Below are 20,742 nucleotides of genomic sequence, written 5' to 3' on the forward strand. Positions count from 1 at the left end.
GGCCAGCGTAGCTTTCAAAACCTGCGCCAAACCTACGCTAAGCTCTGGAGTGTGTAGGGTGCGCGTAGGGAATCTGGTGGCGTCGATTTGGCGTAAGTTTTCACAGAAGCAATCCTAAGCCTTTGATCGCATTGAATTTCATTCAATAAACTCAGCCACTTATTTAAGGATTCCAGTGGTGAACATCGTTATCCTGGACGATTACCAAGACGCGGTTCGCAAGCTCGATTGCGCCAAGCTGCTCGATGCCTTCAACGCAAAGGTCTATACCAACACCATCAAGGGCGTGGGTCAGCTCTCGGTTCGACTGCGCGACGCGGATGTCATCGTCCTGATTCGCGAACGCACCCAGATCTCGCGCCAGTTGCTCGATAAGCTGCCCCGGCTCAAGCTGATTGCCCAGACGGGCAAGGCTGGCGCCCATATCGATGTGCAGGCTTGCACCGAACGTGGCGTGGCGATTGCAGAGGGCGTGGGCTCTCCCATTGCGCCGGCAGAGCTGACCTGGTCTCTGATCATGTCGGCCATGCGCCGTCTGCCGCAGTACATCTCCAATCTCAAACATGGTGCATGGCAGCAGTCCGGTCTCAAGGCGGCCTCCATGCCGCCCAACTTCGGACTGGGCAGCGTGCTGCGCGGGCGCATGCTGGGTATCTGGGGCTACGGCCGCATCGGGCAACTGGTGGCGGGCTATGGCAAGGCCTTTGGCATGCAGGTCTGTGTCTGGGGCAGCGAAACCTCGCGCCGCAAGGCCGAGGCCGATGGTTATCTGAGCGCCCCGTCCAAGGAAGTCTTTTTCGAGCAATGCGATGTGCTGTCGCTGCATCTGCGCCTGCACGATGCGACGCGCGGCATTGTGACCGCACAGGACCTGGCACGGATGAAACCGACAGCCTTGTTCGTCAATACCTCGCGCGCCGAACTGGTGGAGCCCGAAGCATTGCTCTGTGCCCTGAACCGCGGCCGCCCGGGCCTGGCAGCGATTGATGTATTCGAGAGCGAGCCAATCTTGCAAGGCCATGCCCTGCTCAGACTGGAGAACTGCATCTGCACGCCCCATATCGGCTACGTGGAGCAGGACAGCTATGAGCTGTATTTCCGTGCTGCATTTGAGAACGTTGTGAACTTTGCCGACGGCCAGCCCAGCAACATCCTGAATCCTGAAGTTTTCAGCGGCCCACTGCGTTTGAACCGCTAACCGCGAGAGCTCGGCGACTACTGCCGGGCTTGGGCTTGCTGCGCCAGCTCGGCCTCCACGGCTTCGTAGACCGATTGACGCACCACGGTCTCCACTTCTTCACGAAGACGAAGCACCATGGATCGGGTCTGTGCTTCCACAACCTGAGCTATTGCTTCCTTGAGCTTGTGCTCCAGCACAAGGTCCACTCGTTGCATGAGCCGGTGGACCAGATATTCTTCGGCCACCACGGCACCGTGCTCATCCAGTGCCTGCTGCAGGCCGGCTGCCCCAAAGACCGGGGCGGGTTCAACAGCCTGCCCCACATCTTGTGCTTGGACGAGTGGCTCGGCGGCTTCCTCATCGAGTATCTCAGGCCTGGGTTGAAGTTCTTCATCCTGGGGTTGGCCAGCGTCCGTAACGGATGGCTGCTCCGCCTGGTCTGCAAGCGGAAATGCCTCCACGAGTTCGGCAGTTACCAACTCAGTCTCAGGCTCCACCTGCCCAGCCATGCTCTGCGCAAATGACTGCTGCGGTGGCAAGGATTCCGGCAAAGGGGGCAACTGATGCGGAATACCTGCAGGCCGGCCACGGCCGTAGAGACCATCCGCCAGCCATGAGGTGTGAAACGACGGCCTCGCCAGAGGGACAACGCTGTCTCCCAGCGTCCGCGGGCCTAGCACCTGCTGCACAGCTCCGTGAGACTGCTCCGGCGACGCCGACTGAGCGCTGTCCGCAGTGTCTTCGAGCGCGGCAGCTTCGGGCTGAACCACCTCGGTCAGGGTGGGGACGAAGCGTGGCGGAACTTTGGATGAGGAGTTCATGACCTAGCCCTTGAGATTCAGATCGTGCCGGACAATGGAAAAACCACGCGCTGCATAGTCGCGCCAGCGGGCACGCGCATCCTGGCGATCCATCTCATCGCCGGAAGAAACGATTTCCACCACGCGCGCGAAGCGCTCAAACCCCGATGGCACCTGCGGCGTGAGATTGACCAGCACATCGTAATGAGGCAAGTCCTGCAGGTGTTCGGCCAGGATGACGGGAGAAGCAGCAAGCATCTGCGCTCCATCCGACTCGCAAGCATGCGCGAGAAAATCCGTGGCCGACACGCTCCACAAACGGGGCGAAAGCCGGCTCAGCGCAGCTCCATCCCCCAGAACCACGATGCGCGCACCATGACGCAGAGCCTTGCGTGCGAATCGGCACACATAGCCCAGCTTGTCTGGCGCATTGAAATGAAAGGCAATTTCTGTCACAACTCTTGGCGGCAGATGCGGCCTGAAACCAGGCCGCATCTGCCGACTTTTCTTAAGCCGAAGCCTTGGCAGTCACACGCGCGCGGCGCGAAGCCGCAGGTTTGGCAGCACTCTTGCGAGCCACCGGGGTCCTGGCAGCAGTCGCTGCTGCAGCGGCAACCCGGCCTTCCTGACCCAGCAGATATTGCACCAGCAGGCCTACGGGGCGACCCGTAGCTCCCTTGGCAGCACCGCTCTTCCAGGCAGTACCGGCGATATCCAGATGTGCCCAGGGAATATCGCCCACAAATTTCTGCAGGAACTTGGCGGCCGTCACCGCACCTGCGGCGCGCCCTGCCACATTGCCCATGTCCGCAAAATTACTCTTGAGGCCATCGGCGTACTCATCGTCCAGAGGCATGCGCCAGCAAGGATCGAGTGCCATATCGCCAGCGGTCTGCAAGGCCGATGCCAGCTCGTCGCTGGTCGAGAACAGGCCGCTGCGCAAACCGCCCAGAGCGATCACGCAAGCGCCAGTCAGCGTGGCCATATCGACCAGCGCAGAGGGCTTGAAGCGCGCTGCGTAATGCAGCACATCGCACAGCACCAGGCGGCCTTCTGCGTCCGTGTTGAGGATTTCGATGGTCTGGCCGCTCATGCTGGTCACCACATCGCCGGGCTTGACGGCTGCACCGTCGGGCATGTTCTCGCATGCAGGGATCAGGCCCACGACATTGATGGCCGGCTGCAGCCTGGCCAGCGCCTGGAACACGCCCAGCACGCTGGCAGCACCGCCCATGTCGAACTTCATCTCGTCCATCTCGGCTGCAGGCTTGAGCGATATGCCGCCGGTGTCAAAAGTGATGCCCTTGCCCACCAGCACGATGGGAGCCACGCTCTTGGCCGCACCGTTGTAGTGCAATTCGATGAAGCGCAGGGGTTCGCGCGAGCCCTGGGCCACCGCCATGAAAGCGCCCATGCCCAGCTTGGCCACATCGGCAGGGCCGTGAATCTTGCAGCTCATGCGTGCTGCCTTGGCAATGCTCTTGGCAGCGTTGGCCAGCAAGGTGGGCGTTGCATGGTTGGCCGGGCGGTTGGCCCATTCGCGGGCCATGGCCACGCCCTCCTGCTGCGCCACTGCGGTATTGAAAGCAGCGGTAACAGCAGCCGTCTTGGACGATACGCCCAGCACGAGCTTGGTCAGCGCAATGGGCTTGGCCTGGGATTTGGTGTGGGTATAGAGGTAGGTCGCATCGGCAACCGCCTGTACGGCAGCCGCTACAGCCTGGGCATCGGCATCAAAGGCAAAGCTCACAACGGCCTTGGCAATGCCTTCGGTCTTGAGCACCGCGCCGCAGCCGGCCAAGGCATTGCGCACGTCCTTGGGAGTACCAGCTCCCGCGCCCAGCAGCACCACACGGCGTGCGGCAATGGCGGGCACTTGGTACAAAGGCAATTGCTTGCCGCAAGACAGGGCAAAATCACCCTGCTTCACCGCATGAGCCACCATGGCTCCGATGGCGTCGCTGCCGAATGTGCCCGATGCTGCCTGTTCAGAAACCAGCACCAACAGCAGATCACATTTTTCACGCGCTGCGGCGGCAGCGGTCAGAGCCTTCAGTTCAAAGTTCATAATCGGTGTTTTCCTTTTAGCCAATGTTATTCGATTCATCCATACGCAAAGAGCTGGCCCGCAGCTTTGGTGCGACGGCCGTGGTTCTGATCACTGTGGTGATGACCATGATGCTGATCCGCACCCTGGGTCAGGCTTACAAGGGCAGTGTCAGCCCTTCCGACGTGATGCTGGTCATGGGTTTCACCGTGCTCGGGCAACTCCCGACCATTCTGGGCCTGAGCCTGTTTGTCGCCATTGTGGGATCTCTTTCCCGCATGTACCGCGACAGCGAGATGGTCATCTGGTTTGCCGCCGGCCAGGGCCTGGCCAGTCTGCTCAAGCCCTTGCTGCGCTTTGCCTGGCCAGTGATTCTCATCACCGCCGTGCTGGCCCTGGGCGTGCTGCCCTGGTCCTATCAGCAAATCGAGCAGATCAAGACCCAGTTCCAGCAGCGCAGCGACTTGGATCGCATCGCACCCGGCGAGTTCCAGGAATCGGCGGGCGGCACACGCGTGTTCTTCGTCGACAAGGATTCCCCTTCTGACATGGCGGCCAGCAATGTCTTCGTGGTCTCGCGCGACCCCGGCAAGGAGTCCGTGACCTCCGCCAAGGGCGCGCATCTGGCCGTCATCAAGGGCCAGCGCATGGTGATCCTGGAGGACGGCCAGCGCATGGAGACGCGCAGCGACGACGGCTCGGTGCGCATCACCGAATTCAAGGAATATGGCGTGCAGGTCGACAACGACAACCCCGTCACCATCGAGGAGATGGCGGCGCGCAGCATGCCCACCAAGGACTTGATCGGCAAGGACGAGCCGATCGCCCGCTCCGTGCTGGCATGGCGCCTGGGCCTGCCCTTTGCCGCGCTGAATTTTGTCATTCTGGGCCTGGCCATCTCCAGCGTGAACCCGCGTGCGGGCAATAGCAGCAGCCTGATGATCGCCCTCTTCGCATTTATCGTTTACTACAACCTCATGACCCTGGGCGAGAGCTGGGTCAGCGCCAACAAGATAGGCATGTGGGGCATTCTGGGCCTTCTGCATGGAAGCATCCTGATCGTCAGCGTGCTGGTACTGCTGGCGCGCCACTTCCGCTGGTCACCGCGTGACCTGCTGCGGCGCTCGGGCAAGCGTCAGGAGAGCGCACGATGAAAGTTCTGCGCAACCTGATCTATCGCGAAGTCATACAGGCCGTTCTGTACGTCTCGCTGGCCTTTCTGGCGCTGTTCTTCTTTTTTGATCTGGTCGATGAGATGCGCTGGGTGGGTAGCGGCAATGCCGGCTACACCGCCACGCGCGCGCTGCTGTTCGTGACTCTGTCCATTCCGGGCCACCTCTACGAGCTGATGCCGATTGCCGTGCTGATCGGCGCCATCTTCGTGATGGCAAAGTTCGCCCAGAGCTCGGAATTCACCATCATGCGCACCAGCGGCATGGGGCCCTGGCTGGCGCTGCGCACGCTGCTGGTACTGGGTATGAGCTTTGTAGTTCTCACCGTGCTGGTCGGTGACTATATTGCGCCTGCTGCCGACAACTTCAGCCAGAAATTGCGCGTGGTCGCCAAGGGGCAGATCTCCCGGGGCGCGACAGGCGCCTGGCTCAAGGAAAAGCAAGGCGATCACTCCGTCGCTATCAACGTCGGTGCCGTCAAGGCCCCTGGAGATTTCGTCAACGTGCGCATTTTTGAATTCGACAGCAAGGGCCGCATCGCCGCGCAGATCAACGCTCAATCTGCCCAGGTCGATGAAGACAAGGAGCTGTGGACCTTGAATGGTGTGCAGGGCAGCAAGGTCGCTCAAGAGGGCGATGTCACCAAGCTCAGCCGAATCAGCGAAGCCAGCATGAACTGGCCAACCAAGGTCACTGCGGCCATGGTCTCGGGCGCGCTGCTCAAGCCCGATCGCATGACCACGATTGCACTGTTCCAGTTCGTACGCCACCTGCAGGACAACGGCCAGGCGGCGCAGAAGTACGAAATCGAGTTCTGGCGCAAGGTCTTCTACCCACTGAGCTGCCTGGTGATGGTGGTTCTCGCCCTGCCTTTTGCCTATCTGCATTTCCGCTCGGGCGGTATCACGGCCTATGTGTTTGGCGGGGTGATGGCAGGCATCAGCTTCTTCCTGCTCAACAACGTGTTCGGCTATATCGGCACCCTGCAGTCCTGGTGGCCCTGGCTGGCCGCCGCGGCGCCGGGCCTGCTCTACACCGCGCTATCGCTCTCGGCCTTTGGCTGGCTGGTACTGAGGCGCTAGGCCATGAACGACGAGCAACGCCCTTCTCCAGATCAAACCGGTCTGATCCTGCTGGCCCATGGCTCCAGAGACGCTCTCTGGCGCCAGCCCATAGAGGCAGTGCATCAGCTGGTACAGACAATGCGCCCCGACCTGCCCTGCGTCTGCGCCTATCTGGATGCCTGCGCACCGGATCTGCCTGCAGCCACGCAGACCCTGATTGCGCAAGGTGTCAAACATCTGATCGTGCTGCCGCTGTTTCTCGGTACAGGCAAACATGCACGAGAAGACATTCCGCGCCTGCTGGACGAATTGCGCCGACACCATCCCGGCTGTCGGTTCGATCTGCAGACCGCAGCGGGTGAGAATCCTCGCGTCACGTCCCTGCTGGCGCAGTTGGCGATAGAGGCGGCAGCCGAGACCGAAGCACTCAAACATACAGATTTCAAATAAAAAATAGCTTCTTTAGATATTTGAAGCATAATGATGCAAGTTCTTAGTCCATGCCGTCATGAACCTGCATCAATTCCGCTTCGTTCAGGAAGCCGCCCGCCGCAATCTCAACCTCACCGAGGCGGCCAAGGCCCTGCACACCTCCCAGCCCGGAGTCTCCAAAGCCATCATCGAGCTTGAGGAAGAGCTGGGCATCGATATCTTTGCGCGCCACGGCAAGCGTCTCAAGCGCATCACCGAGCCGGGACAGGAAGTCCTCAAGAGCATAGAGCTGATCATGCGCGAGGTGGGCAATCTCAAGCGCATCGGCGAGCAATACAGCGCCCAGGACAGCGGCACGCTGAGCATCGCCACCACCCACACCCAGGCCCGTTATGTGCTGCCGCCCGCCGTGGCACGCCTGCGCGAGCTCTATCCCAAGGTCACAATCAGCCTGCACCAGGCCACTCCTGCCGAAGTCGCACGCATGGTGATCGACGAAGTCGCCGAGATCGGCATGGCCACCGAATCGCTGGCCGACTATCCCGATCTGGTGACCCTGCCCTGCTACGAATGGCAGCACGTGCTGGTCATCCCCACGGGCCACCCGCTGGCGCAGAAAGAGCGCATCACGCTGGAGGACATCGCCCAGGAGGCCCTGATCACCTACCACCCGTCGTTTACCGGACGCGGCAAGATCGACCAGGCCTTCGAGATGCGCCGCCTGCACCCGCACATCGTGCTGGAAGCCATCGATGCCGACGTGATCAAGACCTATGTGCGTCTGGGCCTGGGCATTGGCATCGTGGCCGAGATGGCCATGCGCGACGACCCCGTCAATGACCTGGTGGTACGCCCCGTCGGCCATCTGTTCGGCACCAGCGTGGCCCGTGTGGCCATCAAGCGCGGCGCATACTTGCGCAACTTCGTCTACAGGTTTGCCGAGCTGCTCAGCGACCGACTCTCGCGAGACCTCATCATGCGCGCCATGAACGGCAGCGTGGACGACTTCGGGCTCTGATCCGGCCCGCCTCAAGGGCTGGTGCCTGCGTGCCCGGCCCACGCATTGCAAGACCATCGTGACTCCCAACTTCCCCAGCAAGCTGCCCAATGTGGGCACCACCATTTTCACCGTCATGTCGGCGCTGGCCGCCGAGCATCAGGCCGTCAATCTGGGCCAGGGCTTCCCTGACTTCGGCTGCGACCCCAGGTTGCTCGACGCTGTCAACGATGCCATGCGCGCCGGTCACAACCAGTACCCGCCCATGGCGGGCTGGCCCGCGCTGCGCGAGGCCGTGGCTGCCAAGATCGAAACACTGCACGGCCGCCGCTATGACGCGGGCAGCGAAATCACCATTACCGCCGGTGCCACCCAAGCCATTCTCACAGCCATCCTGGCCACCGTGCATGCAGGCGACGAAGTCATCGTGCTCGACCCCTGCTACGACAGCTATGTGCCCAATATCGAGATGGCCGGCGGCGTGGCCGTGCGAGTGCCGCTGACGCCCGGCAGCTTCCGCCCCGACTTTGCCAGGATCGCGGCCGCCATCACGCCGCGCACGCGCCTGCTGATCATCAACAGCCCGCACAACCCCAGCGCCACCATCTGGACCGATGCGGAAATGCGCCAGCTCGAAGCCCTGCTGGCGCCCACCAATGTGCTGCTGATCAGCGACGAGGTCTACGAGCACATGGTCTTCGACGGTGCCGAGCATCTGAGCAGCGCCCGCTACCCGGGCCTGGCCGAGCGCGCCTTCATTGTCTCCAGCTTTGGCAAGACCTACCATGTCACGGGCTGGAAGGTCGGCACCGTGGCCGCGCCCGCCGCCCTCACCGCCGAATTCCGCAAGGTGCACCAGTTCAATGTGTTCACCGTGAACACGCCCATGCAGGCAGGTCTCGCGCAGTACATGCAGGACCCTGCGCCCTATCTGGAGCTTTCGGCCTTCTACCAGGCCAAGCGCGATCTGTTCCTCGGCGGCCTGCAGGGCTCGCGCCTGAAGCTGCTGCCCACGGCCGGTACGTATTTCCTCTGTGCCGACATCTCCTCGGTCTCGGATCTCAACGAGGCCGAGTTCTGCCAGTGGCTGGTCCGGGAAATCGGCGTGGCAGCGATTCCGCTGTCGGCCTTCTACGGCGACGGTTTCGACCAGCGCGTGGTGCGCTTTTGCTTTGCCAAGAAGGACGAAACCCTGATCGAGGCAGCCGCGCGCCTGCGCCAGCTCTGAAACGCTGCGGCCCATAAAAAAGGAGCGCCTACCGCGCTCCTTTTCTCATTTTCAGCATTTTTTCATGCTGAATCTGTTTATCAGCAAGCGCTGACAGCTATTGAATTTGCCGTGCTTCATGCCGTCTCTGCCAGATGGCGCAGCATCAGCACCGCCCCCAGCACAATGCCGGCCAACGCCACAAAGCTGCCCAGGCTGAGCATGGAAATCGCACTGATGCCCTGGCCTACGGTGCAGCCCATGGCCGTCACCCCGCCCACGCCCATCATCAGCCCTCCCAGCAGATGACGGGCCAGATCGCCACGGTCGGCAAAGCCCTGCCACTGAAAGTCCCTGCGCCACAGCGCATGGACAAAGCTGCCCAGAACCACGCCCGCGACCGAGGCAATGCCCCAGGTCAGCACCTTGTTGCGGTCGCTGAAGAACATCAGCCAGTCCAGCGTGTGCGCCACCGGCGTGACAAAGCTGAAGGCCTCGATGCGGCCGCTATAGGTCGCGGCATAGACCTGCTCCAGCGTCTCGGGGTGTTCGGCCACCAGCGCCAGATGGCCGCCTAGCCACCAGGCCGCCGTCACGCACAGGCCGACCAACAGCCCGCCCAGCAGCACGATCTGGCTGCGCTCGGCGCCGGGCCGGGGATCGAAGGCCAGCAACAGCAGCAAGGTCCCCAGGCCCAGGCCCAGCACGCCGCGCAATGGCGTCAAGGGCCAGGCCATATGGCCGGCCAGCCATTCGGGCAGCAGGGCCGGGGCCGTGAATTCAAGATGCACGCTGTCCAGCCAGCGCACCCGCGCCACGGCGGTAATGCCCTTGAGCGTGGCAAAGGCGGCCACGCCCATGACCAGCAGCACCACCAGCGCCTTGAGACTGCCGCTGCCCAGCCGGGTCAGATTCCTGGCCCCGCAACCCGATGCCAGCACCATGCCACCGCCAAACAACAGCCCTCCTGCCAGGGCCGAAAGCCACAGCAAGCGGCGGCTGGCATAAAGGGCATCACCCACCTGCAACTGACCCCACAGCGCCAGCGCCGTGAAGCCCAGCATGCTTACAGCGATGGCCATGCACCACTGGCGCGCCCGTCCCCAGTCCTGCAGATACACCACATCGCTGATGGCGCCCACGGTGCAAAAGCGGGTCTCGCGCATCACAAAGCCCAGCACAGCGGCCAGCAACAAAATGGCCACCAGAACGGTGGCCGTCAGGGAATCAAACTCGGCAGGACTCATGCGGGCATTGGACGGCGCGGCCCGGCTTCAAGGCAATGGCATATACCCCAGCCCGCGCAATAACACTGTCTTAATCGGCTTTCCAATCAGCTTTCATCAGGCCTTGGCCAGCCCCTGATTGCCGCCGACATTGATCAGTCTTGGCTCGTCAAGCCGGCGCGGCCCCAGCGTCTTGCGGTCCTTGAGCCAGGGCTCGACCAGCTCCCAGATCGGCTTGTTGCCGGCCGTCCTGGCTTCCTCGGCCACCGGCGCCCAGCCGGCCACCTTGTATTTCTTGTCCGCCTCCAGCAGCTGACCGTTCAGGCGCATGTCGCTGATGCGCTGGCCCGCGCCGGCCGCCGGGTCGCACTGGTAATGCAGGCCGCCCACGCGCACCATGTCGCCGCCCTGCTGGTAGTAAGGATCGGGATTGAAGAGATTGTCGGCCACGTCTTCGAGCACGGTCTTGATCGTGGCCCCCGTCATCTCGGTCACCGTGGCATAGGAATAGGTGGTGGCCGTCATGTCCATCAGCCATTCGCGCGTGATGTCCTGCCCGGCCAGCAACGATGTCCCCCAGCGAAAGCCCGGCGAGAAGGCAATCGGCGCATTCTGCACCTCCATCATGGCGTCCAGCAGCAACTGGTCGCCCGTGCCGTTGAAGTTGCCACGGCGGTACAGCGTGCCGTCGGTGCGCGCCAGCACTTCGCCCAGCCGGCTTTCATAGGGCGCACGCACTCTGGTGATCAGGGCCTGCATCTGGGCATCGGCCGGCAGGATGTTGGCGAACACCGGCAGCAGTCGGTACTGGAAGCCGCGCACCTTGCCGTCCCTGACGTCAAAGTCCAGCACACCGAGAAACTTGCCGTTCGAGCCCGCGTTGGTGACTATGGTCTTGCCGCCTGCGTTCTGCACCAGCGTGGGCACTGGCATGCCGTCATGCGTGTGGCCGCCCAGGATGGCATCTATGCCGCGCACGCGGCTGGCCATCTTGAGGTCCACGTCCATGCCGTTGTGCGAGAGCACGACCACCACCTTGGCGCCCTTGGCGCGAACCTCGTCCACCATCTTCTGCAGATTGTCGTCCTGGATGCCGAAGCTCCAGTCCGCCACCATGTAGCGCGGGTTGGCGATCGGCGTGTACGGAAAGGCCTGGCCGATGATGGCCACGGGCACGCCGTTGATCTCACGGATCACATAGGGCTTGAACACCGGATCGCCGAAATCGGCGGTCTTGACGTTTTGTGCCACAAAGTCGAGCTGCGTGCCGAAATCCTTGTCGATGATCTCCTGCACGCGCTGCATGCCGTAGGTGAATTCCCAATGGCCCGTCATCACGTCCACGCCCAGCAGCTTGCAGGCATCCACCATGTCCTGGGCATTGGTCCAGAGCGAAGTGGCAGAGCCCTGCCAGGTATCGCCGCCGTCCAGCAGCAGTGCGCCAGGACGCGAGGCGCGCATGCGCTTGACCAGCGTGGACAGATGGGCAAACCCGCCCACCTTGCCGTAGCGCCTGGCCGCCGCCTCGAAGTCCAGATAGCTGAAGGCATGGGCCGACGCCGTGCCTGGCTTGATGCCCACGGAGCGCAGCAGATGCTCGCCCACCAGATGCGGGCGCTGGTTCTTCATCGCAGCGATACCAAGATTGACACTGGGTTCGCGGAAGTGAATCGGGTTGAGCTGAGCATGGCAGTCCGTCATATGCAACAGGGACACATTGCCGAACGGCGCCACCTCATACAAGGCCTTGTCGGCCAGCGACTGATCGGCGTAGGCATAGCGCTGCAATCCCATGCCCGAGACACTGGCTGCCGCCAGCACTTGCAGAAATTCGCGTTTGGAAAGACTCATGGTGATATCCGTTGGTACTTGTGCCAACCAGGGACAAGCGCGGGCATTTCCGTCGACAGGACGCTCCGCGCTATCCAAACTGGCACAAGCCATGTCCGCAATGCTGCGCCGCCCGGTCTCGACCCCCTGCCGGATGGCTCGGCACTGCGAGACGGGCAAGCAGCAGCGCCGCTTGAAGAAGGCTATTTGTTGACGGGAGAGGCAGGATCGACAAGCAAGGCGACAAGATCTCGTGTCTGCGCTTCGGTAAGGATGCCGGAGTGACCGAAGCGGGGCATGCCCGAGCAGGCGTTGTAGGCCTTGGCGTTCCAGATCTTGCCCCAGGTGTACTCGACGATGGCTCTGGATTCGGGGCTACCCGGATCCTTGATGCCGCGAATCTTTCCATAGTTGTAGAGACTGGGGCCCAGCGTGCCAAAGGAGATTTCTTCCTTGCTGATCTGGTGGCAGTTGTAGCAATTGCCGCCATTGGCGCTGCCCGCCTTGTCGCTCCAGGTCATGCCACGACCGTTCTGGGCGATTTTTTCGCCCTCCTTCCAGTCGCCGAGCAGCTTGCCATCCTGAGGCCATTTGACGGTCTTGAGATTGGCAGCTTCGATGGCTTGCGCACGCGCAGGCGCAAGCGGCTTGCCGGATGCATCGGCAGCACTGCAGGCCGCATTCGATTCGTCCTGCTGCAGGCGATCGACCTTGGCGATGCCCTGATCGCGAAAAGAGGTCTGCACCATCTTGGCCGTCAAGGCATCGATGTCCGCAGCCCCGTCGACGGAGGCACAGCCCAGCACCAGCAACGATGCGGCTACGGCCAGGTACGACATGTGTTTTTGCTTGCGCATAGGGCCTCCTTATCGCTTGATGGCCGGTGCGGTCGACGTCCCGCCCTTGCCGTTGACGCCCATGAACACACCCAGCGCCACCGTCACGTCGCTGGCGTAACCGGGATAGGGAAAGCGCTGCTGACGGAAGCAGTCGTTGAGGCGGCGCTGCATGCTCCAAAGCTCGCCCGATGAGACCCGGTAGGCGGGCCAGGCGCCAAAGCCTTCCGCAGCCCCGGGGTTCCTGGTCAGATTGGGCAGATCCTGCATGCGGATTCGCTTGCCATCCGCACCATGGCAGGAGGCACAGGCAAAATCATGCGGGCCTCCGCGCATATAGAACATGCGCTTGCCCGCCTCGTACATCTGCCTTTCCTGCGCATGGCCCTGGGGCAGGTTGAACTTCATGCCTTTGGACTGCGATGAAATCCAGGCCACCAGCCCTTCCATGTTCTTTTGCTCGTCCTTGCCGAACGCTGTTGCCGCAATCTTTTGCGCATCCAGCCCCTGCAGCCTTTCCATGCAGGTCAGCAGGCGCGACTCCAGATCCTGCACCTTGCCCGTGTCGGCAAAATAGCGCGGCAGCTCCACAAATGCGCCCTTGACCACGCCCGGCCCCTTGCCCAGATCGCACTGCTCCATGGACGTCTTGCGCGGGCCGCGCTTTTGCTTCCACAGCTCCTCGCCCTTCATCTCGAACAGCTCGGCAGGGTTGCCGTCCTGCAACATCTCGCGGTACTCGGCAATGCCGTCGGCTGTGGACTTTTGCGCCAGCACCGGCGCGGCCATGCACAAGGCCAGCACGGCAGCAGCCGCCTGGCCCGGGGAGGAATGTCTCATGGGGCACCTCTCTGTTTTTGATTGATTCTGGACTGGGGTGAAGGCTGGCCGGTGGCCAGCCGGTGTCTGCGCCGTGCTCAGCTCACGGTCGCTTCATCGGTGCGGGTCTCGCCCTTGTTGTCCTTCCAGCTCACCGAGATCTTGTCGCCAGCCTTGGCACCCTTGACCACGAACTGCAGAAACGGGTTCTTGGAAACCGCAGGCCCCCACTCAGCCTGCAGCACCTGCTTGCCGTTGTGCGCGGCCGTCACCTCCTGAATAAACCAGGCGGGCACGGTCTTGCCTTCCGCATCCTTGCGCTGGCCGGTCTCCATTTCATGGGACATCAGCACGCGCACGGTGGTCTTGTCACCTGCAGCCTGGGCACGAATACGCATTGGATCAGCCATGTTCTTCTCCTTTTTCAGATGATTGGTTGCAATCAACCGCCGCAGCCACCGAGGGTGACCTTGACTTCCTTCTTGGCATAGAAAGCCTTGCCGTCATTGGTGATGGCCACGGCATACACATCGGAGGACTGGCCCAGCTTGGCGCGGGTCAGGAAGTTGGCTTCCAACGCCTCGTTGACGGTGAAGGCCGCAACCAGCGTGTTGGGATTCTTTTCCACCAGCACCAGCATCTGCTTCACATTGGGCAGGCTGGTCGCTGCGCCCAGGGGCACGACGGCCCCGTTTTCGGCGATGTCGGGCGCCGTCAGCGTCACGTCCTTGCTTTCGGCAGGCGCAGCAGCTCCCATGGCCTTGAGCACATCGGCCACGGTCTTGGCGTCGAAAGCGGTCTTGTTATAGGCAGCCTGCGCTGCTTGCGGCAGCAGACCGGCGGCCATCAGCATGCCGAGCACGGCCGCACTGTTCCTGAGGGCGTCTCTACGTTTCATCTTTGTCTCCTTTTCATTCACTTCACAGTCGCACGACACAAGCTGCATCAGGGCTTGGCGCCCGCCGCCAGCCACTGGGCAATCACCTTGGCATCAGCATCGCTGAGATTGGGCTGGGGCGGCATGGGTGTTGATCCCCAGACGCCGGAGCCTCCGACCCTGATCTTGTTTGCCAGATAGTCCAACTGGCCACCGTGCTTGCTGGCAATTTCGCTGAAGGCCGGGCCGACGAGTTTCTGCGCCATGCCGTGACAAGCCATGCAGGCGTTCTTTTCCAGCAAGGCCGTCGGTGCCGCACTGCCCGATTTCCTGTCAACCGCAGGATTGACCGCCTTGCTTGCACCGCCATCGGTCTCGATGCCGCGCTGGGCACCGACCAGCCGGTTCTGCTGAGCCAGATTGCCGTGGTTGTTGCTGGCATGCTCGGGCAAGGCCGAGCGCAGCCTGGGCTCGGGGCCGCAGTTGCTCATGCAGGCAGTGGCCTGCACATCGGGCCTGGTGCTCTTGCCGAACTCATTGCCGGGCCACAGAGCATGCCGAGTCGTCATGCCATTGCGGTTGGGCAGCTTCCGCTGCACCTCGGCAATGTTCGTGTCGCTGAGCGTGAAGCTCTCGGGCACCACGCCACCGAGGTTGAGCAGATAGGCCGTGACGGCATACACCTCCTCGGTGGACAGCGACTTGGGCGCATTCCAGGGCATGGCACGATTGATGTAATCCCACAGCGTGGACACCGTGGCCACCTTCATCATGGTCGTACGGCCCGGAAAGGCCGGATCCTTGAGCCGCGCCACATGTCCGGTCTTGATGTCCTCGGCCGTGGTGCCGCCGACCAGCGGGCTGAACACCTCGTTGGATTCGCCGAACACCCCATGGCAGGATGCACATTTGGCTTCCCAGACATCCATGCCTTTTTGCACCGAGCCCGAGCCTGCGGGCAGCCCCTTGAAGTCGGGGCGCACATCGATATCCCAGGCAAGAACCTCCTTGCCCGTGGCATTGCGGCCCACGCCGGGATAGCGGTCTTCGGCAGACTTGCTCTGCGCCGCAGCGGGCCCGGCGGCCACGCCCATGGCAAGCAGCGTCAGCAGCACCAGCGGTTTACGCAAGCTGAACATTGGCGACCTCCCCGTTGGCTCGTACCGCCCAGGACTGGATGGAATTGTTGTGATAGATGGAGCGCGTGCCGCGCGCGGCACGCAGTTGCTGGTAGGTGGGCTGCACATAGCCGGTCTCATCCATGGCGCGGCTCTGGATGATGCATTCCTCGCCATTCCAGACCCAGTCCAGATTGAAGCGCGTCAGGCATTTGCCCATCACCGGCCCTTCGAGCCGGGCCGTGCGCCAGTTACGACCGCCATCCACGCTCACATCCACGCGTTTGACCTTGCCACGCCCCGACCAGGCCAAGCCCGTGATGTTGTAGAAACCCTTGTCCAGCAGCATCTGGCCGCCGGACGGCGTGGTGACCACACTCTTGCACTCCTGAATGCTGGAGTACTGGCGGTGCTGTCCGTCGGGCATTAGATCGACATAGTGGATCGCCTCGTCCTTGGCTGCATAAGGCATGTCGCCCACCTCAATGCGGCGCAGGTATTTCACCCAGCTCACGCCCTGCACGCCCGGCACCACCAGACGCAGCGGATAGCCCTGCTCGGGCCGCAACATCTCGCCGTTCTGGCCGTAGGCCACCAACACTTCGCCCGAGGTAATCAGCTCTACGGGGATGGTTCGCGTCATCGACGAGCCATCCGCCCCCTCGGCCAGAATGAACTTGCCCTTCTTGAGATCGGCACCGGCCATCTCCAGCAGCGTAATCAGGGGAACGCCCGTGAACTCGCTGCACGACAGCATGCCGTGTGTGTACTGCACCGTGGGCACGGCCACATTGCCCCACTCCATGCCGGTGTTGGCGCCGCATTCTATGAAATGAAAGCGCGACACCGAAGGCAGACGCATGATCTCGTCCATGGTGAAGACCTTGGGATTCTTCACCAGACCATTGATCATCAGCCTGTGCCTGGAGGGGTCGATGTCCCACCAGCCCTGGTGGTGACGCTCGAAATGCAGACCGCTGGGCGTGACGATGCCGAACAGCGACTGCAGCGGCGCAAACGATACCGAGGCCTGCTTGGTCTGGGTCAGACCCGGGCTCTGGCGGCGCTGCACATTGGCCTCGTACCTGGAGGGCTTGCCGTAGCCGTCGGTGACCACCGGCTGACCCAGGCCCTTGCTGTGTGCGGGCAGCTCCAGAATATTGGGGTCTCCCTCAGCGCTCACGGCCTGCCGACCCTGCGCATGGACGGCTGCAGCGCTGGTCGCCGCGGCCGCGAAAGCCCCGCGAATGAAGTCACGCCGACCTGCCCGGGCTTCGGCAAACACCGTACCTACATCGTCCGCCCGCACAAAGTTTTCGGGTGCCTTGCGCACCTTGCCCATCAACTGGCTTTGCATAAGCTCTCTCTTTGATCTTTGGTGGCGCTTACCGGGAAAGCACGACACGCCTGCTTCATTTGGAACCCTTGAGAATCCAGGCCGCCAGCGTCTGGGTGTCCGCATCGCTGAGTGCTGGCTGGGCTGGCATGGGCACCGGCCCCCATTTGCCGGAGCCACCGGCCTTGATGCTTTTGACCAGATAGGCCTGTGCATCGGCCTGGGCCGCATATTTCCTGGCCACATCCTGGAACGCCGGGCCTACCAGTTTCTTGTCCGCCGCATGGCAGGCCATGCAGGCGTTCTTCTGCGCCAGCGCCTGATCCGCCTGCGCCAGTGCAGGAACAGCCAGCCCCAGCAACACCGTCAAGCCACTCAGCCAGGATGCAGTTTTCATCGCTTGGTCTCCTTATATTTATATATAAGCATGTTGTTATTTAAAGTATCCAACAGCTCGTCAGATTTGAGATCCCGCGCTAACCCTCGTTATTCCCGAACAGGAATAGCGATACCCATACCCGGCTCAACGCCCCTGCACCGCTGCCCGGGCAGTCTTCATGCGCTCATCCAGATAAGCGCCATAAAAATCGGGGATGGAGCTGCCAATCAGGCGATCAGCCACTTCCCGCCGTCCTGCTCCATGAAAAAGCACGGTGGGAGCAACCTCGATCTCCAGTTGCCTGACCATGTCGCCATGCGTGGTCGCCGTGCCATCCCAGCTCTGCAAAGGCTCACGCGACAGAAAGTGAATCTGAGTCACCAGAGCCCCGGACTGCTGCAACGGCAGCAGGTAATGTTCGCGCACGATCTTGCAATACGGACAGCCATGCAGGCTTGCCATCACCACCAACGGCTGCTTGCGGGCCAGCGCCAAGGCCAGGTCGTGCTGCAGACTCTGACTGGTGGGCAGCAGGCGCTCAGAGGCATCAAGCGCCGCCCACGCCGGGGCCGCGCCCGCCAGCAGCAGCTGCAAGCACAGTCTTCTGCGGGCACGAAAGGAGCTGGCTGTTTCCATCACGGCTTTTCCTGCTCCATCAGCAAAAAGGTGTTGTAGGCATTCATGCGATTGGCTTCCTTGAACAGCGGGTAAGCCGAGAACCTGGACCAGTCCGTCGCCTGATAGGCCTCGTCAAACGGGTCAAGATTGGCTGCAGCCTTGCCCATGGCCTCGCGCAGATAGTGCAGATAGTCTCGTGTCAGCTGCATGTCCTGGCGCGGCTGCTCGGAGGCCGGGCCGTGGCCCGGCACCATGACCTTGACGGGCAGCTTGAGCAACTCGTCCAGCGCGGCAATCCAGTGGCGGCTGTCGGCCTGGCCCACATAGGGAATGCGGTTGCGAAACACCACATCGCCGATGAACAGCACACCGCTTTGCGGCAGGAAGATGGCCGTATCCTCCGCCGTATGCGATGGCCCCATATGCTGCAGCACAAAGTCCACGCCCCCCACCTTCAGCGTGGAGCTATCACCTGCCACCCATTGATTCGCGGGCACCAGGCGCGTGCTCCGGTCGACCCAGGGCGCCAGATCCTTGCGCGAAGCCTCAAGCCGCAGATGCGCGGTTTCTGAGTTGATGTATTCACGCGCCTGGGCATGGGCCACGATTTTTGCGCCCAGGGCCTCGAACACCTGCAGGCCATAGATGTGGTCGGCGTGATAGTGGGTCAGCAGCACATGGCTGATGGGTTTGGGCGTCAGCGTACGGATTTTCTGCACCAGCTCCTCGGCCAGTGCGGGCGAACCCAGCGCGTCGATCACAACCACGCTGTCATGGGTGATGACAAAGCCCGCATTGGAGATGAAGTTGCGATTGGCCGCACTGCCCAGCGCCGATACGCCCTGCACAAAAAATACATTGGCAGCCACCTGTTGCAACTCCATCACGGGCGCGCTGACCGCTTGCGCAGTGAGCGACCTGGGGGCTGCATCATGCGCTGCCGCTGTACCTGTCGCTGCAACCGCTGCCCACACAAAGCTCCTCAGCGCAGCTCCTGCCCAGCTTGTCATGGCTTTGTCTCCCTTGCATGGGCGGCGCGTCATGCATGAATGCCGCCACTAGCGCTTGCCCTATTTTTGAATGTTTGCGTCATCGTTAATATAAGCAAGTGGCAATATTTAACCAAGGGCATCTTCCCTGATTCCCACAGACACCACAGGAGACATTCCATGAAGCGCCAGTTCGTTGCCCTGAGCTTTGCCCTGTGTACGGCGATTGCCGCCGCTCAGGATGTGAAAGTGGTCTATCACGTCAACACCGGAGTGGAGACCGCGGCCGCCATACTCGCCAATATCAATAACGAACTCAATGCTTCGCCCACGGACAAGATCGTGGTGGTCACCCATGGGCCCGGCATAGACTTTCTGCTGAACAACGCCAAGGACAGCAAGGGCCGCGAGTTCAGCGGCCAGGTCAGCGCACTGGTGGGGCGCGGCGTGGAGTTCAAGGTCTGCAACAACACGCTGCAAACGCGCAAGCTCGATGCCTCAAGCCTGCTAATGGAGGCCTCGGTCGTCCCCTCCGGTGTGGCCGAAGTCGCACGCCTGCAGGCCAGAGAAGGCTTTGTCTATCTCAAGCCCTGAGCAGCATACGGCCATGAAAAAAGGCGCCTGGTGCGCCTTTCTTCTTTTGGGGCTCAAGCCATCAGTTCTGTTCGATGGCAATCTGCACGCAGATGGTGCGGCACATATGGACGACCTTCTCGTTGGCGATGAAATAGTAGATGCTGACCCCTTCACGCCTGCGGCCCAGAATGCCGGACTGGTACAGCGTGTTCAGGTGCTGAGACATATTGGGCTGGGTCGTGTCTATGGAAGCCAGCAGCTCGGAGACGTTTTTTTCTCCATTGCACAGCGCGCTGATGATCTTCAGCCGCATGGGCGCAGCCATAGCTTTGAACAGCTCGGCCGCACTCTCGAAAACGCTGTCATCCTCAAGCTCTGACGATTCCATGAAACACTCCTGAACACCGCTTCAGACTGCAACCTTCAAACAGAGGTGGTAGGCCATGGTGCATGGCACCAGTTTATAGGAAGGTCATGCAGCGCCTGTCATCACCCGACGACAAACACTGATTGGCATCAGGCAATCCCGAAAAAGAAGCAGCCAGCGCCTGACTGATATGAATTTCAGGCACTTTCATAGCTGAAATCCATATTCAGCGTATGCAAGCAGCTATCAAAAAAATCAAGCCGGCCTCCACTCCAGAGACCAGGCACCGCTTTGCACGTTCTGCAGCCACAGGCAGCAGCTCAGGGTTTTGGCATCCGTGACCTGGCCGCTACGCACGCCGTCCAGCAGCTCGTCAGCCGTCATGCTGCAGACATCGAGAAACTCGTCGGCATCGAGCTGGCGCTCGCCCGCGGTCAGGCCGCGCGCGAAGAAGATGTGAATGACTTCGTCGGAGTAGCCGATCGCCAGATGCATGGGGCCGGCATAGGCCCATTCGCGCGCGCTGTAGCCGGTTTCCTCCAGCAGCTCGCGCTGGGCGCAGAGCAGCGGCTGCTCGCCCGCATCGAGCTTGCCTGCGGGAAACTCCGTCATGACCCGGCCCACGGGGTAGCGAAACTGCCGCTCCAGCAGCACGCGGCCATCGTCGAGCAGGCCTATCACCACCACGGCGCCGGGGTGCACCACATACTCGCGCGTGGCCTGCCCGCCATGAGGCAGGCGCACGGTATCGAGCCTCACCTGCAGAAAACTGCCCTGGTGCACCAGCTCGCTTTTGATGGGGTGCTCGATCAGATGGGCTTCCTGAGCCTGTTTGTCTTGTTGGGTCATCTCCGACTCGTCTTTCAAAGCGC

23 protein-coding genes are annotated in these 20,742 nt (G+C 61.9%); 7 read left to right on the forward strand and 16 right to left on the reverse strand.

The window, feature by feature from the left end:
- Nucleotides 1–178 precede the first annotated feature (178 nt).
- A complete protein-coding gene (locus Cth01_RS14445; RefSeq protein ID WP_034358613.1) occupies nt 179–1,198 on the forward strand; it encodes a D-2-hydroxyacid dehydrogenase family protein in 1,020 nt (339 codons plus the stop codon).
- 17 nt (nt 1,199–1,215) lie between these two features.
- Here Cth01_RS14445 and Cth01_RS14450 read toward each other — a convergent pair whose 3' ends face one another.
- Genes Cth01_RS14450 through Cth01_RS14460 form a run of 3 tightly spaced genes read right to left on the reverse strand, consistent with a single transcriptional unit; the run spans nt 1,216 to nt 4,048 of the window.
- Nucleotides 1,216–2,001, reverse strand: a complete 786-nt coding sequence (locus Cth01_RS14450) for a hypothetical protein (protein ID WP_045839528.1) — start codon at nt 1,999–2,001, stop codon at nt 1,216–1,218.
- A gap of 3 nt (nt 2,002–2,004) precedes the next feature.
- A complete protein-coding gene (locus tag Cth01_RS14455) occupies nt 2,005–2,436 on the reverse strand; it encodes a DNA polymerase III subunit chi (protein WP_034377606.1) in 432 nt (143 codons plus the stop codon).
- Nucleotides 2,437–2,488: 52 nt separating this feature from the next.
- Nucleotides 2,489–4,048, reverse strand: a complete 1,560-nt coding sequence (locus Cth01_RS14460) for a leucyl aminopeptidase (protein ID WP_045839529.1) — start codon at nt 4,046–4,048, stop codon at nt 2,489–2,491.
- 23 nt (nt 4,049–4,071) lie between these two features.
- On the opposite strand from Cth01_RS14460, the gene lptF reads away from it, so the two are divergent.
- From lptF to Cth01_RS14485, 5 genes are read left to right on the forward strand one after another with little or no spacing between them, the layout of a single operon-like run.
- Entirely contained in the window at nt 4,072–5,181 is a 1,110-nt protein-coding gene (lptF, locus tag Cth01_RS14465; protein WP_003062830.1) for an LPS export ABC transporter permease LptF, read from the forward strand.
- Complete coding sequence (gene lptG / locus Cth01_RS14470) at nt 5,178–6,281, forward strand: LPS export ABC transporter permease LptG (protein ID WP_034377608.1); 1,104 nt, start codon at nt 5,178–5,180, stop codon at nt 6,279–6,281. The genes lptF and lptG overlap by 4 nt, the downstream gene beginning before the upstream one ends.
- Nucleotides 6,282–6,284: 3 nt before the next feature.
- Nucleotides 6,285–6,713, forward strand: a complete 429-nt coding sequence (locus Cth01_RS14475; RefSeq protein WP_045839530.1) for a sirohydrochlorin chelatase — start codon at nt 6,285–6,287, stop codon at nt 6,711–6,713.
- Nucleotides 6,714–6,771: 58 nt separating this feature from the next.
- Nucleotides 6,772–7,713: a CysB family HTH-type transcriptional regulator gene (locus tag Cth01_RS14480; protein WP_003062823.1), complete on the forward strand. Its 942-nt coding sequence runs from the start codon at nt 6,772–6,774 to the stop codon at nt 7,711–7,713.
- Nucleotides 7,714–7,768: 55 nt separating this feature from the next.
- Nucleotides 7,769–8,920, forward strand: a complete 1,152-nt coding sequence (locus Cth01_RS14485; protein WP_045839531.1) for a pyridoxal phosphate-dependent aminotransferase — start codon at nt 7,769–7,771, stop codon at nt 8,918–8,920.
- A 116-nt stretch (nt 8,921–9,036) separates the two neighbouring features.
- Here the strand turns inward: Cth01_RS14485 and Cth01_RS14490 are convergent, their stop codons facing one another.
- The 11 genes from Cth01_RS14490 to Cth01_RS14540 all read right to left on the reverse strand — a co-directional run bounded on the left by Cth01_RS14490 (nt 9,037) and on the right by Cth01_RS14540 (nt 18,948).
- A complete protein-coding gene (locus Cth01_RS14490) occupies nt 9,037–10,146 on the reverse strand; it encodes a YeeE/YedE family protein (protein ID WP_045839532.1) in 1,110 nt (369 codons plus the stop codon).
- A gap of 96 nt (nt 10,147–10,242) precedes the next feature.
- Nucleotides 10,243–11,976 carry a thiosulfohydrolase SoxB gene (gene soxB, locus Cth01_RS14495; protein WP_045839533.1) on the reverse strand — a complete coding sequence of 578 codons (1,734 nt, stop codon included), beginning with the start codon at nt 11,974–11,976 and terminating at the stop codon, nt 10,243–10,245.
- A gap of 182 nt (nt 11,977–12,158) precedes the next feature.
- On the reverse strand, nt 12,159–12,812 hold the full coding sequence (gene soxX / locus Cth01_RS14500) for a sulfur oxidation c-type cytochrome SoxX (protein WP_034358338.1): 654 nt from the start codon (nt 12,810–12,812) through the stop codon (nt 12,159–12,161).
- A 9-nt stretch (nt 12,813–12,821) separates the two neighbouring features.
- A complete protein-coding gene (soxA, locus tag Cth01_RS14505; protein WP_045839534.1) occupies nt 12,822–13,631 on the reverse strand; it encodes a sulfur oxidation c-type cytochrome SoxA in 810 nt (269 codons plus the stop codon).
- Between the two features lie 77 nt (nt 13,632–13,708).
- A complete protein-coding gene (gene soxZ / locus Cth01_RS14510; RefSeq protein ID WP_003053938.1) occupies nt 13,709–14,020 on the reverse strand; it encodes a thiosulfate oxidation carrier complex protein SoxZ in 312 nt (103 codons plus the stop codon).
- Between the two features lie 32 nt (nt 14,021–14,052).
- Entirely contained in the window at nt 14,053–14,508 is a 456-nt protein-coding gene (gene soxY, locus Cth01_RS14515; protein ID WP_034358616.1) for a thiosulfate oxidation carrier protein SoxY, read from the reverse strand.
- Between the two features lie 47 nt (nt 14,509–14,555).
- A complete protein-coding gene (locus tag Cth01_RS14520) occupies nt 14,556–15,626 on the reverse strand; it encodes a c-type cytochrome (protein ID WP_045839535.1) in 1,071 nt (356 codons plus the stop codon).
- On the reverse strand, nt 15,610–16,962 hold the full coding sequence (soxC, locus tag Cth01_RS14525; RefSeq protein ID WP_034409824.1) for a sulfite dehydrogenase: 1,353 nt from the start codon (nt 16,960–16,962) through the stop codon (nt 15,610–15,612). Before soxC ends, Cth01_RS14520 begins: the two co-directional genes overlap by 17 nt.
- Before the next feature lie 55 nt (nt 16,963–17,017).
- Complete coding sequence (locus Cth01_RS14530) at nt 17,018–17,338, reverse strand: c-type cytochrome (RefSeq protein ID WP_034358347.1); 321 nt, start codon at nt 17,336–17,338, stop codon at nt 17,018–17,020.
- Between the two features lie 126 nt (nt 17,339–17,464).
- A complete protein-coding gene (locus tag Cth01_RS14535; protein WP_045839536.1) occupies nt 17,465–17,956 on the reverse strand; it encodes a thioredoxin domain-containing protein in 492 nt (163 codons plus the stop codon).
- Nucleotides 17,956–18,948 (reverse strand): MBL fold metallo-hydrolase, encoded by a 993-nt coding sequence (locus Cth01_RS14540; RefSeq protein ID WP_045839622.1) that lies wholly within the window; start codon nt 18,946–18,948, stop codon nt 17,956–17,958. The genes Cth01_RS14535 and Cth01_RS14540 overlap by 1 nt, the downstream gene beginning before the upstream one ends.
- A 159-nt stretch (nt 18,949–19,107) precedes the next feature.
- Between Cth01_RS14540 and Cth01_RS14545 the strand changes: the two genes are divergently transcribed.
- Nucleotides 19,108–19,521, forward strand: a complete 414-nt coding sequence (locus Cth01_RS14545; protein ID WP_045839537.1) for a DsrE family protein — start codon at nt 19,108–19,110, stop codon at nt 19,519–19,521.
- 61 nt (nt 19,522–19,582) lie between these two features.
- On the opposite strand, the gene Cth01_RS14550 is transcribed toward Cth01_RS14545, so the two are convergent.
- The gene (locus tag Cth01_RS14550) at nt 19,583–19,891 is read right to left on the reverse strand and encodes an ArsR/SmtB family transcription factor (RefSeq protein WP_003053925.1); all 309 of its coding nucleotides are present in this window, start codon (nt 19,889–19,891) and stop codon (nt 19,583–19,585) included.
- A 234-nt stretch (nt 19,892–20,125) separates the two neighbouring features.
- The gene (locus tag Cth01_RS14555) at nt 20,126–20,719 is read right to left on the reverse strand and encodes an NUDIX domain-containing protein (protein ID WP_034409829.1); all 594 of its coding nucleotides are present in this window, start codon (nt 20,717–20,719) and stop codon (nt 20,126–20,128) included.
- Between the last annotated feature and the right edge of the window lie 23 nt (nt 20,720–20,742).

This window comes from Comamonas thiooxydans (assembly GCF_000964545.1).
GTDB classification, from domain to species: domain Bacteria; phylum Pseudomonadota; class Gammaproteobacteria; order Burkholderiales; family Burkholderiaceae_C; genus Comamonas; species Comamonas thiooxydans.

Excerpts from the sequence above, each read along its gene's own strand:
- Cth01_RS14460 (WP_045839529.1), bottom strand. The coding sequence starts at position 4,048 with ATGAACTTTGAACTGAAGGCTCTGACCGCTGCCGCCGCAGCGCGTGAA.
- Cth01_RS14480 (WP_003062823.1), top strand. The coding sequence starts at position 6,772 with ATGAACCTGCATCAATTCCGCTTCGTTCAGGAAGCCGCCCGCCGCAAT.
- Cth01_RS14555 (WP_034409829.1), bottom strand. The coding sequence starts at position 20,719 with ATGACCCAACAAGACAAACAGGCTCAGGAAGCCCATCTGATCGAGCAC.
- Cth01_RS14520 (WP_045839535.1), bottom strand. The coding sequence starts at position 15,626 with ATGTTCAGCTTGCGTAAACCGCTGGTGCTGCTGACGCTGCTTGCCATG.
- lptF (WP_003062830.1), top strand. The coding sequence starts at position 4,072 with ATGTTATTCGATTCATCCATACGCAAAGAGCTGGCCCGCAGCTTTGGT.
- soxX (WP_034358338.1), bottom strand. The coding sequence starts at position 12,812 with ATGCGCAAGCAAAAACACATGTCGTACCTGGCCGTAGCCGCATCGTTG.
- Cth01_RS14545 (WP_045839537.1), top strand. The coding sequence starts at position 19,108 with ATGAAGCGCCAGTTCGTTGCCCTGAGCTTTGCCCTGTGTACGGCGATT.
- Cth01_RS14530 (WP_034358347.1), bottom strand. The coding sequence starts at position 17,338 with ATGAAAACTGCATCCTGGCTGAGTGGCTTGACGGTGTTGCTGGGGCTG.
- Cth01_RS14490 (WP_045839532.1), bottom strand. The coding sequence starts at position 10,146 with ATGAGTCCTGCCGAGTTTGATTCCCTGACGGCCACCGTTCTGGTGGCC.
- Cth01_RS14540 (WP_045839622.1), bottom strand. The coding sequence starts at position 18,948 with ATGACAAGCTGGGCAGGAGCTGCGCTGAGGAGCTTTGTGTGGGCAGCG.
- lptG (WP_034377608.1), top strand. The coding sequence starts at position 5,178 with ATGAAAGTTCTGCGCAACCTGATCTATCGCGAAGTCATACAGGCCGTT.
- Cth01_RS14450 (WP_045839528.1), bottom strand. The coding sequence starts at position 2,001 with ATGAACTCCTCATCCAAAGTTCCGCCACGCTTCGTCCCCACCCTGACC.
- soxA (WP_045839534.1), bottom strand. The coding sequence starts at position 13,631 with ATGAGACATTCCTCCCCGGGCCAGGCGGCTGCTGCCGTGCTGGCCTTG.
- Cth01_RS14550 (WP_003053925.1), bottom strand. The coding sequence starts at position 19,891 with ATGGAATCGTCAGAGCTTGAGGATGACAGCGTTTTCGAGAGTGCGGCC.
- Cth01_RS14535 (WP_045839536.1), bottom strand. The coding sequence starts at position 17,956 with ATGGAAACAGCCAGCTCCTTTCGTGCCCGCAGAAGACTGTGCTTGCAG.
- soxY (WP_034358616.1), bottom strand. The coding sequence starts at position 14,508 with ATGAAACGTAGAGACGCCCTCAGGAACAGTGCGGCCGTGCTCGGCATG.
- Cth01_RS14475 (WP_045839530.1), top strand. The coding sequence starts at position 6,285 with ATGAACGACGAGCAACGCCCTTCTCCAGATCAAACCGGTCTGATCCTG.
- soxC (WP_034409824.1), bottom strand. The coding sequence starts at position 16,962 with ATGCAAAGCCAGTTGATGGGCAAGGTGCGCAAGGCACCCGAAAACTTT.
- soxZ (WP_003053938.1), bottom strand. The coding sequence starts at position 14,020 with ATGGCTGATCCAATGCGTATTCGTGCCCAGGCTGCAGGTGACAAGACC.
- soxB (WP_045839533.1), bottom strand. The coding sequence starts at position 11,976 with ATGAGTCTTTCCAAACGCGAATTTCTGCAAGTGCTGGCGGCAGCCAGT.